This is a genomic window from Rhodopirellula sp. UBA1907 (genome assembly GCF_002337565.1).
GTDB lineage: Bacteria > Planctomycetota > Planctomycetia > Pirellulales > Pirellulaceae > Rhodopirellula > Rhodopirellula europaea.
Window position 1 is genome coordinate 17,862 of record NZ_DDGH01000053.1, and the last position, 15,654, is coordinate 33,515.

At 54.5% G+C, this 15,654-nt stretch carries 12 protein-coding genes; 7 read left to right on the plus strand and 5 right to left on the minus strand.

Going from position 1 to position 15,654, the window contains the following annotated elements:
• Nucleotides 1-77: 77 nt before the first annotated feature.
• The 3 genes from B2R17_RS11130 to B2R17_RS11140 all read left to right on the plus strand — a co-directional run bounded on the left by B2R17_RS11130 (nucleotide 78) and on the right by B2R17_RS11140 (nucleotide 2,915).
• The gene (locus B2R17_RS11130) at nucleotides 78-617 is read left to right on the plus strand and encodes a DUF1697 domain-containing protein (RefSeq protein WP_286764039.1); all 540 of its coding nucleotides are present in this window, start codon (nucleotides 78-80) and stop codon (nucleotides 615-617) included.
• 49 nt (nucleotides 618-666) lie between these two features.
• Nucleotides 667-1,677, plus strand: coding sequence for a pectate lyase (gene pelA, locus B2R17_RS11135; protein WP_286764040.1), 1,011 nt, complete (start codon nucleotides 667-669; stop codon nucleotides 1,675-1,677).
• 119 nt (nucleotides 1,678-1,796) lie between these two features.
• The gene (locus B2R17_RS11140; protein ID WP_286764041.1) at nucleotides 1,797-2,915 is read left to right on the plus strand and encodes an alpha/beta hydrolase fold domain-containing protein; all 1,119 of its coding nucleotides are present in this window, start codon (nucleotides 1,797-1,799) and stop codon (nucleotides 2,913-2,915) included.
• 15 nt (nucleotides 2,916-2,930) lie between these two features.
• On the opposite strand, the gene B2R17_RS11145 is transcribed toward B2R17_RS11140, so the two are convergent.
• Together B2R17_RS11145 and B2R17_RS11150 are read right to left on the minus strand one after the other, a co-directional pair.
• Nucleotides 2,931-3,725: a DUF1853 family protein gene (locus tag B2R17_RS11145; protein WP_286764089.1), complete on the minus strand. Its 795-nt coding sequence runs from the start codon at nucleotides 3,723-3,725 to the stop codon at nucleotides 2,931-2,933.
• A gap of 31 nt (nucleotides 3,726-3,756) precedes the next feature.
• The gene (locus tag B2R17_RS11150; protein WP_286764042.1) at nucleotides 3,757-4,299 is read right to left on the minus strand and encodes a hypothetical protein; all 543 of its coding nucleotides are present in this window, start codon (nucleotides 4,297-4,299) and stop codon (nucleotides 3,757-3,759) included.
• Between the two features lie 438 nt (nucleotides 4,300-4,737).
• On the opposite strand from B2R17_RS11150, the gene B2R17_RS11155 reads away from it, so the two are divergent.
• The 4 genes from B2R17_RS11155 to B2R17_RS11170 all read left to right on the plus strand — a co-directional run bounded on the left by B2R17_RS11155 (nucleotide 4,738) and on the right by B2R17_RS11170 (nucleotide 10,547).
• Entirely contained in the window at nucleotides 4,738-7,041 is a 2,304-nt protein-coding gene (locus B2R17_RS11155) for a glycoside hydrolase family 2 protein (RefSeq protein WP_286764043.1), read from the plus strand.
• Between the two features lie 246 nt (nucleotides 7,042-7,287).
• The gene (locus tag B2R17_RS11160) at nucleotides 7,288-8,769 is read left to right on the plus strand and encodes a sulfatase-like hydrolase/transferase (RefSeq protein WP_286764044.1); all 1,482 of its coding nucleotides are present in this window, start codon (nucleotides 7,288-7,290) and stop codon (nucleotides 8,767-8,769) included.
• 263 nt (nucleotides 8,770-9,032) lie between these two features.
• Nucleotides 9,033-9,221: a hypothetical protein gene (locus tag B2R17_RS11165; RefSeq protein ID WP_286764045.1), complete on the plus strand. Its 189-nt coding sequence runs from the start codon at nucleotides 9,033-9,035 to the stop codon at nucleotides 9,219-9,221.
• 84 nt (nucleotides 9,222-9,305) lie between these two features.
• Nucleotides 9,306-10,547 (plus strand): DUF1559 domain-containing protein, encoded by a 1,242-nt coding sequence (locus B2R17_RS11170; RefSeq protein ID WP_286764046.1) that lies wholly within the window; start codon nucleotides 9,306-9,308, stop codon nucleotides 10,545-10,547.
• Between the two features lie 356 nt (nucleotides 10,548-10,903).
• Here B2R17_RS11170 and B2R17_RS11175 read toward each other — a convergent pair whose 3' ends face one another.
• From B2R17_RS11175 to B2R17_RS11185, 3 genes are all read right to left on the minus strand, one after another.
• Complete coding sequence (locus tag B2R17_RS11175; protein WP_008672648.1) at nucleotides 10,904-12,100, minus strand: DUF1559 domain-containing protein; 1,197 nt, start codon at nucleotides 12,098-12,100, stop codon at nucleotides 10,904-10,906.
• Between the two features lie 214 nt (nucleotides 12,101-12,314).
• Nucleotides 12,315-12,503, minus strand: coding sequence for a hypothetical protein (locus tag B2R17_RS11180; protein WP_008672650.1), 189 nt, complete (start codon nucleotides 12,501-12,503; stop codon nucleotides 12,315-12,317).
• Between the two features lie 120 nt (nucleotides 12,504-12,623).
• Nucleotides 12,624-15,584 carry an FG-GAP-like repeat-containing protein gene (locus B2R17_RS11185; protein WP_286764047.1) on the minus strand — a complete coding sequence of 987 codons (2,961 nt, stop codon included), beginning with the start codon at nucleotides 15,582-15,584 and terminating at the stop codon, nucleotides 12,624-12,626.
• Nucleotides 15,585-15,654: the final 70 nt, after the last annotated feature.

Here is a 15,654-nt window from a genome sequence, read left to right on the forward strand (position 1 = left end):
ACACTGCTGCTATCTTTGAGTCGCACGAAACCTGCTTCATTGCGTCCTCACCAACGTTCCTTCCGCTGCGGAAATGCATGACAACCTGGATCGCCCTTTTTCGCGGCATCAACGTTGGCGGCAAGAACAAACTGCCGATGGCCGCATTGCGATCGACTTTGGAATCCATCGGATGCCAAACCGTTCGGACCTACATCCAAAGCGGCAATGTGGTGTTCACGTGCGAGTCCACCTCGAAGGCAAAGCTTGCCCGACGAATCGCCCACGCGGTTGACGAAACTTTTGGGTTCGTGCCTCAAGTGATGCTTCTGACGCCAGACGAATTTCGAGTTGCCGTCACAAACAATCCATTCCCCGATGCGGCTGCGTTCCCCAAAACGCTTCACTTCTTCTTTCTCTCGGCAACACCAGACGATCCAGATCTAGCGTCGATCGCCGATCTCGCTACCGACACCGAACGCTTTGAATTGATTGGGGATGTGTTCTACCTTCACACTCCCGACGGTTTTGGAACGTCCAAATTGGCCAAAGGCGTCGAACGAAAGCTGGGGGTTGCCACGACCGCTCGCAACCACTCAACGATCGAAAAACTCGCGAGCCTTTTGGATTCGGAATAGTCCATAATGTCTGCTGGCTTAGACAAACGAATGCTCACAGAGACGTACTATGCAGCGGATATCCATCGCGATCCTGGCAGGTTTGGCCGTCAACGCTTCACTGCTCTTTGCCGCGACGCCGGCCGAGAAAGTTGCACGACAACCTGGCGAATGGTTCCGAGGTGCTGAAGGGCAACAAACGCTGCGTTGCATTCTGTCTTGGCAAACCGATCACGGCGATTGGCCAAAGAACATCGACACCACGAAAAAACCGTTCCCTGCGGACCGAGACAAACCCAACGGCAGCTTCGACAATAGTGCCACCATCGGTGAGCTGCAGGCTTTGGCACGGGCTTTCCAAGCCACCGGACAAGGCGAATACAAATCAGCCTTCCTGAAAGGCTTCGACCATCTCTTGGCCGCCCAGTATCCCAACGGCGGTTGGCCACAGTACTTCCCGCTCAGCAAGAACTACCACCGGCACATCACCTTCAACGATGGAACGATGATCAACATCATGCAGTTCCTGGACCAGGTGACTGAAGAACCCGCCTACGACTTGATCGGCGATGAACGTCTCCTCCGCACGCGAAAGGCGTTGGAACGCGGGATCCAGTGCATCTTTGAATGCCAAATTGTCGTTGATGGTGAGCGAACCGTTTGGTGTGCCCAGCATCATGCGGCAACGCTCGCTCCGGTCCTCGCCAGAAGCTACGAACATCCATCGCTCAGCGGTGCCGAAAGTGCGGGCATTCTTCTCTACCTCATGGATCTTCCGGAACCGTCACCGCGAGTGATCGAGGCGGTGGAATCCGGCGTGAAGTGGTTCGACTCGGCTAAGGTGAACGGTTACCGCTACCGAAAGGGGAAGGAACTACCATCGCTGATCGCGGATCAAAACGCCCCGCCGATCTGGGCTCGGTTCTATGAAATCGAAACCAACCGTCCGATGTTCAGCGATCGCGATGGGAAGATCGCCTACGACCTGGACCAAGTGGGCGAAGAACGAAGAAGCGGCTACACATGGTACGGAACCTGGGGAACCAAGGTCGTGAAAGCTCACGCAAAATGGAAGAAGTAATCCGACGCGGTGTTCAATCCATGAATTTGAACTGTATCAAATACCGGCACGCCTGATTCGATCGCAAGCAGGGGCTATCATGAATCACTCTCCTCCACCTGCCATTCGAATCCGAGTTGATGATGAACCATTCATTCCGACTTCCGGTCCTCTTTTTGCTGACCTTGACCGTCACTTGTTGCTGGACCACGGACGTTCTGGCACAGCGTGCACGTCCAACTATCAAGGATCGTTTGGAAAAGGATGATGCGAACGACGACGGGAAAGTTTCCAAGGGAGAATTCAGTGGCCCTGACAAACTATTCGAGCGTCTCGACCGTGACGGCGACGGTCAAATCGACATTATGGAAGTCGTCGGGAAAACGCCAATGAGACGCCCCGAAAACGTTCGAAACTCGCCACCTTCCTCCCCTCTAGGTGTCGAAGTCAAACGTGATGTGGTCTTTGGAAAGGGCGGCGGCCGTGACTTAAAGATGCACATTGTATTGCCCGAGTCAAAACCGAGCGAACCATTGCCGGCTTATGTTTGGATTCACGGTGGTGGATGGCAAGGGGGATCCAAAGAAGGTGGTATCAACCAGGTTTCGAGAATCGTGACCGAGGGGTTTGTCGGTGCAACGATCGAATATCGACTGACCGGTGAAGCTCCTTTTCCCGCACAAATCGAAGACTGCAAATGTGCGATTCGCTTTCTACGCGAACATGCCGACGAATACGGCATCGATCCCGATCGCATCGCCGTGGGCGGCAGTTCCGCGGGCGGCCACTTGGTCGCATTGTTGGGCACTTCGGGTGATGTCAAAGAACTGGAAGGATCAGGCGGTTGGGCTGAACAATCCAGTCGTGTCCAAGCGGTGGTGGATCTTTATGGGCCGACCGACTTTTCAAAGTTTGTCACCACCAAAGGATTCGAGTCCCACAACCGCGACGGTTCGCCCGAATCGAAACTGCTCGGCGGCGGTGAGGTCCTCGGGAACGACGAGGGAATTCGTCGCGTCAACCCAATCACGTACATCGACGAGAAGGATCCGCCCTTTCTAATCATCCACGGAACGAATGATCCAGTCGTTCCAGCCAACCAAAGCCAACTGATCCATGACGCTCTTGAGTCAGCCGGTGTCGAAACAACTCTCAAACTGATTCGAGGCGCCAAGCACGGTGGCCGCGAATTTCACGATCCCGAAATTCGCGAGCTGATCACGACGTTCCTGAAGAAGCACCTTCAACCATCTGAATGAAAACGCTTTGTCAGCTCAGTTATTGGGCCACTCATCGGGAACAATAAAGAACCGCTCGACAACTTCCGCAGTGTTCGTGCTGGACATGGAGCGACGGGCCGCAAAGATGGGCCGGTCAAACTGCGCGGCTTGCTGATCGACGGCGCCAAGAAACTCGTCGACATCCATCCATGGTGCTGACGCGTCACCGCTTGAACTCACTGCCAACCAGTGAGGCTTTGTCAGTATCCGAAATTCACCACCTGGGTCAGCAACCTTCTGTAATTCGCGATGATGCACCCAACGTCCTTGGTCGTGATCGGCAGACATCCAACGTGGCAGCTCTGCAGACTTGTCGGCACCCGGCGGGTAGAACAGGCATCCTTTCACGATCGCTTCACGGACCTCGACGTCATTTCGAATTCTGTTGCTCAATAACAACTGATGATCGTGCATTCGTTGAGTCTTCCGCTCGAATGTGTCGCGTGAGTTCGGGCCGACAAAGTGGCTTCCGCGATGTGGCTGCCCGGTCAGATGCAGGTAAAACTTCACCGCGACTTCCCAGTGAGTTAGCCTGCCACGCTCATCAACGAAAAGAAAATCAATCTCACCGAGCGTTCTGCCTTCCTCGCGAACAGGCAACGCGTGAGCGATGATTTGCAAGCCGCGAACGTGCTTGAGCCAATACAAAACCAATCGCTCAAAGTATGGCCCGACCTTGTTCGACACGTGCTCATCCATGAAAGCACGTAGGTGCTGCTGGTAAACCTGTGAACGTTCAAGCGTCGGACATTTCCCCGCTGGTGAAATGAGAGATGGGCTGTTCACCACCCAAAGCAAGTCTTCAATGTATTGATCCAACCTACTCGCCCACAGTGTTGTTTGGCATGTGACAACTCTGCATCTTCATCAACGCACGTTTCAAACCGGGATAGATACGGACGCCGACGATGGCAATCGCGAGCTCGCCAAATGCGGCTCTTCCGAAGTGCCGTTCAATCCTGAGAGCCACCTCTTCGTCAATCGATCCGACTCCCAAGCAATTCAGTGTGTGCTCCCGCACGTCCTTGAGTTCAGTCGGCAAGCGTTCAGGTGAACCGACCATTTGCTCGATAAGCAGCTCGGAGACACCAGCTTCTTTCGCCATCTTCACGTTCAATTCCAAGCATCCACTGCAGTCTTCTTCCTGCATCACGGTGATGGCCGCGGTGAAGTAGGCCTCTGCGGTCAATTGCTCGTAGTGCATTGTCATCGGGCGTGCGGCGGCGAAACGTCGGAACGATTCGGGCGACCGAGCGAACAAATCCTTCATGTAGTCCGCGTTGTATCCATAGGCGGACTCGAACGCTTCGATCTCCGCGACAATCTGAGATTCATCGTCGGTGGCTGTACTTTCCTTTGGCATCCCATGTTCCTCCCAGCAGCATTTGGTCATCGAAAGCGACGCGTCGTTATCTTCGCCTCGGATAACGAATAAGACCATTGGTGTGGGACGCTGCCCGGCAATTTCCGAGTTTGTTTGATCTGTGATGATGCACATTCTCGATCGTGTCATCGCCGGAGTCTCGGTGCTAGGGTCGCGGACCGGACCTAATTGCGACGCAACCCTTTACTACGACCCCTTGTCACGCTAGCCTGGCTATTGGCTTTTGAATAACCTCAGGATCCGAAGACTAGAAACGCCGCTGCAAACGCACAAGAACACGTCCTGATTAGGAAAAGGCGCGCGTCTCCCCTGCCCCGCAACTTATTCGCCAGCCAGTTCTCACGCAGGAGCTCTCAGTTTCTGCGTCACTCGGTGGCTGTCGAATTCACCGTATCCCCGACCTAAAGAGATCCCCCCATGACGAATGATCGTTCTAAGTTCATATCGAAGTATCTGATGCTGTTGAGTGGCCTGCTGCTCTCGCTTTTTGGTTCCGTCGCGACCGCGCAAGAAATCAACGACAAGTGGAATTTTCAACTAAACGATCCCGGCGAGGGCTGGCAGCAACCCGATTTCAACGATTCAGAATGGTCGGATGCGGATGGAGGCTTTGGCACGCATGGCACCCCCGCCGCACGAATTGGACATGTTTGGGACACCGACTCGATCTGGCTGCGGAAGTCCTTTGACCTCAAATCGGTTCCCTGGATCCCTGCACTGTTGGTGCATCACGACGAAGACGCCGAAGTCTATTTGAATGGGAAATTGGTCGCCAAACTGAGCGGCTACAGCACTCAATACCACACGGTTCCGCTCGAACCCACGCAAGCGTCAGCGCTTCACGTCGGCAAAAACCTGATGGCGGTGCACTGTGTGCAAAAAACTGGCGGACAGTTCATCGATGTTCACGTGGTCGATTCACAGAACGTTCCAACACTTCCCAAGCCGGAACTCAGCACCAAGCCATTTCAATCAGAACTGATCACAAAGTGGGGAGCCGAAGTCACCGCGGAAAACGCATGGACCGAATACCCACGACCTCAGCTACAACGATCCAATTGGACCAACCTGAACGGCAACTGGGCCTACGCGATCACTCCCAAGCAATCGGAGATGCCGGCCGAATGGGCAGGCGAAATTTTGGTTCCCTTTCCGCTCGAATCGAAACTTGGCGGCGTCCAACGCTTGCTCGATTCGGAAGAGTCGCTGTGGTATCGACGCAGCTTTGAGGGGACTCCGACCGAGGGCAAACGAACCCTTCTGAACTTCGAAGCGGTCGACTACCAGTGCGAAGCCTTCGTCAATGGAAAGCCCGTTGGATCGCACACGGGAGGCAACACGCCATTCACGTTTGATATCACTGACGCTTTGAAAGCGGGGCAAAACGAACTGATCGTCCGCGTCGAAGATGCGACGGAAGAGTGGCAATTGCGTGGAAAGCAAACCTTGAACGCCCGCGGGATTTGGTACACGCAAGTCTCAGGAATCTGGCAAACCGTTTGGATCGAAGAGGTCGCTTCGCAGCACATCAGCGATCTAAAAATCATGACGGATGCAAAAGCCGGTTCCATCACAATCGCCGTCGATCGAGAAGGCAGTGCGCCGGTTGAAATCAAAGTCAAAGATGACGGCAAAGTGGTTGCATCGGCAACGACTGAGTCAAAATCGGCGACGCTGGCGATTCCCAACGCAAAGCTTTGGTCACCGGACACGCCGCACCTTTACACGATCGAGGCAACCATGCTCGACAGCGAAGGTGCAGTGCTGGATCAGATTCAATCCTACGCAGGAATTCGCGACGTCGGGAAAGTGAAAGATGCCAACGGGAACTGGCGTTTTACACTGAACGGCAAAGTCATCTTCCACTGGGGACCGCTCGATCAAGGATGGTGGCCGGACGGGTTGCTCACCCCGCCATCCGATGAAGCCATGTTGTTCGATATCGAATGGCTGAAGTCATCCGGTTTCAACATGATTCGCAAACACATCAAGGTTGAACCACGCCGCTACTACTACCACTGCGATCGGTTGGGCATGATGGTTTGGCAAGACCAAGTCAGTGGCGGTTCAGGTGAAGGTGCTTGGCCCAAATGGACGCGTCTTGATCCCAACCCAACCGACGCGACTTGGCCGGCCGAGCCTCACGCCCAATTCATGCGTGAACTGGAGTGGATGATTAATTCGCTTGAGAACCATCCGTCGATCGTCTGTTGGGTCCCTTTCAATGAAGCTTGGGGACAGCACCTGACGATGGAAGTCGGAAAATGGACGGTTGAACGTGACCCTTCGCGTTTGGTCAATATCGCCAGCGGTGGCAACTTTTGGCCGGTTGGTGACATCGTCGACGAGCACCGGTACCCGCATCCAGGGTTCCCGTTCAAGCTGAACACGAACGGCCGGTTCAATGACTTCATCAAGGTGATTGGCGAATTTGGAGGTCACGGGTATCCCGTCAAAGGACACCTTTGGGACACGAATCGGCGCAATTGGGGCTATGGCGGATTGCCTGAAACCAAAGCCGAATACAAAGATCGATACACGACGTCGATTGAAAAGCTGAAGGATCTTCAGCAACAAGGAATTGCTGCAGGTGTTTACACTCAAACGACCGATGTCGAAGGCGAAATCAACGGCTTGATGACATACGATCGAAAGGTGATCAAAATCCCCGCGGATGAACTGGCTGAACTTCACGAGCCGTTGCTCGAACCAGTCGACTGATTGATTGACCTCGCGTTGATCAATCACCGTGATGCAAATTCGCCAAACGCTCGGATCCCTCTTGATCCGGGCGTTTTCTCTTTAGCCAGAACGTCTTCACTGATGTCGGGAAAAGTTGCGTCTCGGCCACGACACAGCAACAATCGCATTTCGAACACCATTGCAAATTGGCGAAACCAAAACGAATCCCCTCGTTTTGGCGACGCTCCCACCAATCCCCACCCTCCCCACCAAGGAATCTTGTCCATGATAGAGCCCCATCTTTCATTCCAACATTTCAAGGCGACCACACTCCGGTCGTCCTGTTGCTTGTTGGTTTTCACGCTAATCGCACTGTGCCCGCCACTCGTTGCCACTGCGGCGGAACAACAGCGTCCGAATGTGGTGCTCGTGTTCATTGACGACATGGGATGGGAAGACTTTTCGTGTTTCGGAAACCAGGATGCTCAGACACCTCGCATCGACCAAATGGCCCGCGAAGGAGTGAGGTTCGAGCAGTTTTATGTGAACTCGCCGATCTGTTCACCTTCGAGAACCGCGATCTCAACCGGTCAATACCCGCAGCGCTGGCGCATCGGTTCGTTCCTAAACAATCGCGATCACAACAACGAGCGAGGCATCGCTCAATGGCTCGATCCAGCAGCCCCGATGCTCGCGAGATCGCTTCAGCAATCGGGCTATGCGACCGGGCACTTCGGAAAGTGGCACATGGGCGGCCAGCGAAATGTCGACGACGCGCCGTACATCACCGAGTACGGCTTCGACGAGTCGCTGACGAACTTTGAAGGCATGGGGCCGAAACTCTTGCCACTCACGCTGAAACCTGGTGACGACGAACCCGGCCGAATATGGGCAGACGCCGAAAGACTGGGTGAGGGCTATCGCTGGATGTTGCGATCCAAGATCACTGGCGGGTTCGTCGATGCTGCCATCCCGTTCATCGATGAAGCTCAAAAGAACAACCAACCCTTCTACGTCAATCTTTGGCCGGATGACGTGCACTCACCGTTTTGGCCGCCCGTGGATGAGTGGGCTGACGGAAAACGCGGTTTGTACCTGTCGGTTCTGGAAGAAATGGATCGTCAACTGGGCAAGTTGTTTGATCGAATCCAAAACGACGAAGACTTGCGAAACAACACGCTTGTTTTGATCTGTTCGGACAACGGTCCGGAGCAAGGTGCCGGATCGGCGGGACCATTTCGCGGCCAGAAAACGCATCTGTACGAAGGTGGCATTCGCTCTTCGCTGATAGCATGGGGCCCCGGTATTGTGACGCGAACCAATGCCGTCGACACGACATCGGTTTTTTCAGCGATTGATTTGGTTCCAACGCTTTTGGATATCACGGCAACCAAGCACCCGCAGGACACAACGTTCGATGGCGAATCGCTCGCATCCGTGTTCACCGGGGATGGCCAATCGCGAACCGCACCAATCTTCTTTCGACGACCACCAGACCGTGACTCGTACTACGGCGTGGACGACCTGCCGGATTTGGCAATGCGACAAGGCAAATGGAAGCTCTTGTGCGAATACGACGGCTCTTCACCGGAACTCTACGACCTGGACTCTGACCGAGGTGAAACCACCGACGTCGCGGCGGAACATCCCAACACGGTCGCAGAAATGACAAAGGATCTTGTTAGCTGGCACCGTTCAATGCCAGCTGACAATGGTGCGACCTACCGCATGAAGCCCAAGAAAAGAGAACGCCGTCGTTCAAAGTAGCTGCAGAACACCCCTCGAGTGGGCTGTGCGGTAATTGGGTCGACGCTTGATGACCGCCATCGCGGTTCGGTCAACGCGGACAATAGATCTGCACCGGGGCGATGCGTTTAGCCGCAAGCCGGGATGGGCGCAGGTTCACTACGGGGGATAGCCTGGACCTACTGACGTTGACTATGGCGGCGAATTCAATACACTGACCATGCAAGGGTGCGTTCTCCGCTCTTTGCATTGTATTTTTCGCCCCTCTTCCGAAAGGAACCCGAATGGTTCGTTCACTTCTACTCCTCTCTCTGTCGCTCGCTCTATTCTCGCTCGTTGGTTGTGGAGCCGATAACGGCACGGTCGGTCCGGGGGAGGTTGCCCCCATGACCGCAGCAGAGGAAGAAGCAATGGAGAACTACAACGAGTCCCACGCAATCGACCCGAAAACCGGTCAACCAGCCGGTCAATAAGGCTCGATTTGTACAAAGCAGGTTCTTAGCTCACCTGCTGAATGGTGAGTTGTTTTCTTTTCTCTTTTTTTGTCTGGAGGATCTATGAACAAATCAAGCTTGTTCCGCAATCGCTCAGCTTTCACGCTCGTGGAATTGCTGGTTGTGATTGCAATCATCGGTGTCTTGGTTGGGCTTCTTTTGCCCGCAGTCCAAGCCGCCCGAGAAGCTGCGAGACGCATGCAGTGCAGCAACAATTTCAAGCAAATTGGTCTCGCAATGCATAACTATCATTCCTCGTACAACATGCTACCCGCACTTTCTGGTGGAACAGATAATGAGGGTGGCACGAGTGGTGATCACAACAATCGCTTCTGGCTAAGTTGGCGAGTTGGGCTACTTCCCTTCATCGAGCAACAAGGCCTTTGGGAGCAGATCAGTAACCCAATGGAAAAGGACGTTGGAGGAACGGTTCGAAACTTTCAACCGATGGGCCCCGTGCCTTGGCACACTGGGTACGCCCCTTGGTTGACGCAAGTGAACTCGTTCCGATGCCCTAGTGACCCAACCGTACGTGAATCCGGTTCGAACCAAGTCGCATTCTGCAACTACAACGCTTGTGCAGGCGACGCCACATTCGAGCAACAGCATGGCGGCGTCGACGATGCAGGCAATGCCAGCAATAGTGGTGAATGGGGTGCTGCTGCCGGGGGCAAATGGTCGCGAGGTGTCTTTCGGGCACGCCACTTCCAGGGCTTCCGTGACATCGTCGATGGATTGTCCAATACGATCGCTGCTGGCGAAGTCATCGCCTACGCAGGCGACCTTTCACTAAAGGGTGCTATCTACACCGCCGGTGGAAACGCTAAGGGACCGGTCAACAATCCGCCTGGTTCCTGGGAGGCAACCCTAGTGGATCCTCTCAAGCCGACGCGGTATTCCGAGGCACTCGCTCCTGGTGGCGGTGGTGGTACGGTTGGGGTCGACACGAACACGATCCATCACCACAAAGGCCGTCGTTGGCCTGATGGCCGGATGGCATATGGTGCGATTCATACGGTCCGGCCTCCCAACAGTTACAGCGTGCAGCAAGCGGAAGGGAACACCGGCTACATCACTCCGAGTAGCAACCATGCTGGCGGTGTTCACGTGCTGATGTCCGATGGAGCAGTGAGGTTCGTAACCGAGTCAATCGATACGGGTAACCAAATGTCACCTGCGATTGGATCCGATCCAGTCACCGGCGGATGGGGAACCAAGGTCGATGGAGGAAAAGAAAGCCCATTTGGAGTATGGGGCGCTCTTGGTACTCGAAACGGCAAGGAAACGGACGCCAACATTCCTTAACCAACTGCTAGTAGCAGACAAGTTCGCATGGAACCGAGAGCAGTCCGCTGATCTTGGAAACATGTGACATGAAGGTTAAATCACAAACGGACGTTGCTCCTACGAGCAACGTCCGTTTTTCTTTTGCCTCACGCCAATGTCATCTCCCCAATGACGCACCTGAAAGCCCAATTCGCGGGTCCAATGCCGCTGGCGGAAAAATCCACCTGGGCTCAATCACTCGAGGCGCATACTGGCGACTCAGGGCGTCTTCGCGAGCGCATGAAAAACCGCATGCTGCTAAAGCAACATGCGGTCAAGGTTTGGAAGCAGGCTGAGTGGGTCAGATCACTGAGTTGATTAGAACTCGGTGTTGATTAGAACTCGGTGCTGATCACTTCTTTCATGCCCTTAGTGCCCAAAGCACCCCACAGCCCGTACGGGCTTTCACGCCCCGCACCACCGTTCGCTCCACGACCGTCACCATTGTCACGGCCATAGGCAACGTGGTCTTGGTTCCCGGCGTCGATGGATGATGTGACAAATCTCACTGCCCCGTCACCCATCAAGATGTGAACACCACCTTGGTGGCGACTCGCGGCTGAATAGATTCCGAAGTTACCTTCGCCTCGACAGACGTTGTAACTGTTGGGAGGCCCAATCGTCATGAACGAAGTGTAGGTCGGACGACCGTCTGCCCAACGTCGACCGCGTTGGTGGTTGGCATTGCCATCCCAGTTCGCGCTGTCGGACCAGAACTGTGGACGGGCTGGATCGATGACACCAGAAGTCGCCCAATGACTTGGTGGTAGATTGGCAACGTTTCCATCGCGGTGGATGGAGCTGAAGATCTCTCGGTTGCCGTTCCCGACAACGATCTCGCCACACAAAATGGTATTGGAAAGACCATCCAAGATGTCGCGGAAACCAGTGAAGTTACGACCGTGAAACGCTCCACGAGCCCAACGGTTACCGGCGGTTGCACCCCAAGTACCATCGCCACTGGGCTGACCGTTCCCGTCTTGAATACCGTTGTGATGCTGTTCGAAGAACGCGTCCCCAGTGCAAGCGGCATAGTTCGAAAACGCAACCTGCGTACCGGCTGGAACAACCGGATCGCTCGGGCATCGATACATCGGCACCTGAGTCAACCACGGTTGGTAATCCTCATTCCAAGGCGTGCCACCCATTGCCGCGTAAGTGTTCGGCGGAGTCAACGCATTGCCGTTCCGGTCAAAGTTGAACGGGTTTGAAATGGTTTCCCACATGCCCTGTTGCTCAACGAAAGGCAAAATGCCGACCAAGAACGAGAGGTAACCGCGGTTGTGGGTGTAGTTGTTACCCCCATCGATGTGCGTGCCACCCTTGTGCTTAGGCAGCTTGTTGTATGCCGAGTGGTAGTTGTGCAGCCCCAAGCCCATTTGCTTGAAGTTGTTGCTACAGCTCATTCGTCGCGCGGCCTCACGTGCGGCTTGAACAGCCGGCAGCAAGAGCCCAACGAGTACTCCGATGATCGCGATAACGACCAGGAGTTCGACAAGGGTGAAACCCTGTCGGGTTTGATTGCTTTTCATAAATCGAGAATCCTAGAAAAGAAAGAAAATACAGCCGGCGTTCCAAAACGAAAACTTCTTAGCGCCAGCAAAACACGTAAGAAAGGCGACAGAGCGTCACCTTCACAAAAGAAAGAACGACCGAGCGGTTAACATAGACGCCATCTCAAACCGGCCATTCCAAAACAACTCTTCCGCCCTAGGCCCCGACGAAAGCCGCAATCCAATACCAGAACTAGTTGCCGTACTGTTCTTGAAACTCTTTTTCCATCTGTGCGTCGTAGTCTGCCTGAGCCTGCTTCTCTTCTTCCGTCATGGCAGGAACCTCAGATGGGTCGTATTGGGCCTCCCCGCTAGATCCACATCCGAGCATCGCGATGCATCCGAGGGATGAAAACAGACAGAACACAAAGCTTCGGTACATATTGCTAGACCTAATAGTGGGGACATGCGACCACCCAAGAGACGCAAGAGTTCACAATCCCATAAAAGAGACGGAACTGGGAGCGGTCGTTAATCGAATGGTAAGGCAACCTTACCAACACTATTTAATATAGCGAGTAGCGTTAATCACGCCAGAGCTTTCTAAGATTTGATACCGTTTGTTGGCTTCTAAGGATTTGATGTTTTCCTTCAAACCTGAAGGCCAGGATATATCTATCATGATAGCCCCATCAATTTCACCCAAACCGATGTGCAACAACCCCTGGCTGGTGCTCATGTAGCCCCCGCCAGACAGTACAAAGTCCGTGATCTCTCGAGTCTCCCCCCCTGCCTGGTACGACACCGTTACCACCGCACCGACAGCCGCCTTTTCACTGGTTTTCCCGATGAATTCGAGCTGAACCGAGTCCTCCGAAGGAGTGTCGTTCCTCAGCAGTGCAACTGGTCTATTAAGGTGATTTGCTAAGAGGTCGAGTCTCCCATCACTGTTGTAATCCAATAGGGTGAGCGTTCTGCCTATTTGCTGAGCTTCAAAATACACCCCGCTCTTTTGGGGTCGCTCTGATACAAACCCCCGTTGTCCGCCTCGAAATAATTGCGGCAACATTTCGAACGGGACACTCTGAGACATATTGTTGAACAAATGGCCATTTAGGATGGCAAGGTCCAACCAGCCGTCGTTGTCGAAGTCAGCGGCTTGAGTTCCAAAGCCAGTCGTGGATCTCGAGGGCGTGTCCAAACCAAAAGCCAGCGCCTCGTCGGCGAAGAAGCCGCCGGCCGTCTGCATAAATAGATTGACCGACTCTTGGTGAAAATTCGTAACGTGAAGGTCCAAACGCCCATCTCGGTTGAAGTCGCCGGCGGCGATGCCCATACATGCCTCTCCGATCCCGCTTCGCCCTACTGCGCAACCCGCGAGACCAGCATTCTCAATCATCGTGGTGATGGTGTCGGACTCTGTATTGGCACTGCCCCCTGACGATTCACCGCCGGTGGGAGTCTCGGAACATTTTGAGACCCAAAAATGGTTCAGGTCGCCGTCATTGGAAACAAAGAAATCGTTCCCACAGCGATCGTCAAAATTGCCAATGATGACACCAAAACCAAGCTTCGGCCGTTCGGCCATTGCCTCACAAACGGATTGCCAGGGGCTCAAAGTCCCATCAGGCTTCATCTCATAGACGTAGTCTTGGGCAACGCGATAGCTTTGTGGCTGGCAATTATCGAACGGGGTCGAGCACATCACTTCGAACGCCAGCGGATCGTCGATGTAGTTGATTTCCACCAAGTCGGGCAGTGCATCGCCGTTCAGGTCGGCGAGTCCTAAACTGGAGGTCCAGCGTTCTTCGTTTCCGTTGATCAGCTTGGGATCGATTTGGAAGGTGCCATCGCCTTGATTGATGTAAACACTGTTCCGACCAATGTTCGCGACCAGAATGTCCGGGAATCCATCCTGATTCACGTCGCCAACACATATTCCTTGACCGAACCCACGATCGTCAGCACGGCAGGTCTCAGTCACCTCCTCGAATCGGCCGCTGGGTAGCTGCCGATAAAGCTGGTTTGGCAGAGAGTTCAACTCGTTCGGATCACCTCCCGCTCGAGCAAAATAGGTGTCGCAACGACCATCCAAGTCATAATCCAAGGCGGCGAGCCCGACGCCATTGGCTTGATGCAGATAGAACTCTTTGCCATCCGCCGGATATCCCGTCGTGAACTCAGTGTCGATCCCCAGCTCTGAAGCAACGTCCTGAAACACGAGCGGAGACCGCGAGGACTCGTCGGCTTCACCATCCATCGCGATCGATTCGTTCAACGATGGCATCTCGAACGGGCTTGGCGTGAATCCCATTGAACGCTGCAGACGAGCTTGCTGAGCCTGAAATTCGGTCGCTTGAGATTCCCACGCCAACAACGATTCACGACGTTGATCGAGTTCCGGCACCACTGCCGCCACCCGGTCAGTGAGCTGGGCCACTCTCATCATCCATGCCGCCGACTCCCAAGGCCGAAACCAACTCTGCATGCGTTCAGCAATCCACGCCGCCTGCTCGGCGTCAGCATCTCGCGCCAAACGAAAGACTTTGTCGAGATCACCAATCCACTGACGCAGTCGGGGCAGCTCTTTGCTCCAACGCGAGTCCTCCGGCAGATGCTTCTCCGTCGTCGAGACGATCAAACGAAGTGCCGCTCGGTTGGTTGGATCGCGCCGAAGCGTCTCAGTCCATGCATTGACGGCTTCTTCGTGCAATCCGCCGTGATCCAGCCACAACCCGATCGCGATCCAAAACTCGGGCTCGTCTCGCAACGTCATCGGCCGATTCACTCCAGCGATGCCGTCATCACTCGCAGTGACCGGTCCAACCTTTTTCACGTCCTCAGGCAGTTCCGCAATCCATTCTTGCAATCCGCTCCACCTCGCGTTTTCGGCCAAAACACGACCGGTAAGCGCCACCACAGTTGAGTGATCGGGGTGTTTGCGACGAACTTTCATCAGCATGGATAGAACCTCGTCCACGTCAGCGCGGGGCGAAAAATAGACCCGCCGAGCTTCTCCCAAACCGAACAAAGTATCTGGTTCCATGCCCGGCATCTGACCGTAGTTCACCAGCCCAAAGGGGCCGCTCAGATCAATGAGACTGAGCAACTCGTATTGCTGGATCACTCGCAAGCGAATCAGGTGTCGGACGTGATAACTGGCCTCGATGCGTCGCCCTTGAGCACTCAGCATTTGCGCCATCAGACGACGCGCCGTGATGTCATCCGGATCTTGCTCGATTGCACTTTTCAACAGTGATTCGGCTTCGGCAAACTTCGCAGTCCGAAGCAACTCGTCAAACTCTTTTGCCGTGTCGACTCGAGGAGGCTCCGCGACTGGCTCGGGTGATGTTTGGGGAGCCGGTTCGTCCGTCGAAGCAGCAATCGGCGGCTGACTGGTTGGCGAATCTTTTTCCGTCCCCGAACCACCACATCCGCCCACGAAGGACAATGCGATTCCCAAGACAACGATAGGTGATTGACGCGAGAGCGTGCGATCGAATCGAACCGAAGAAAACTTCATCAATTTGTGTCGTGCAAAAGGGATGTCGAGGTGGAGTATCGGCGGCGGCCAATCCGCTATCTTAGAAGTA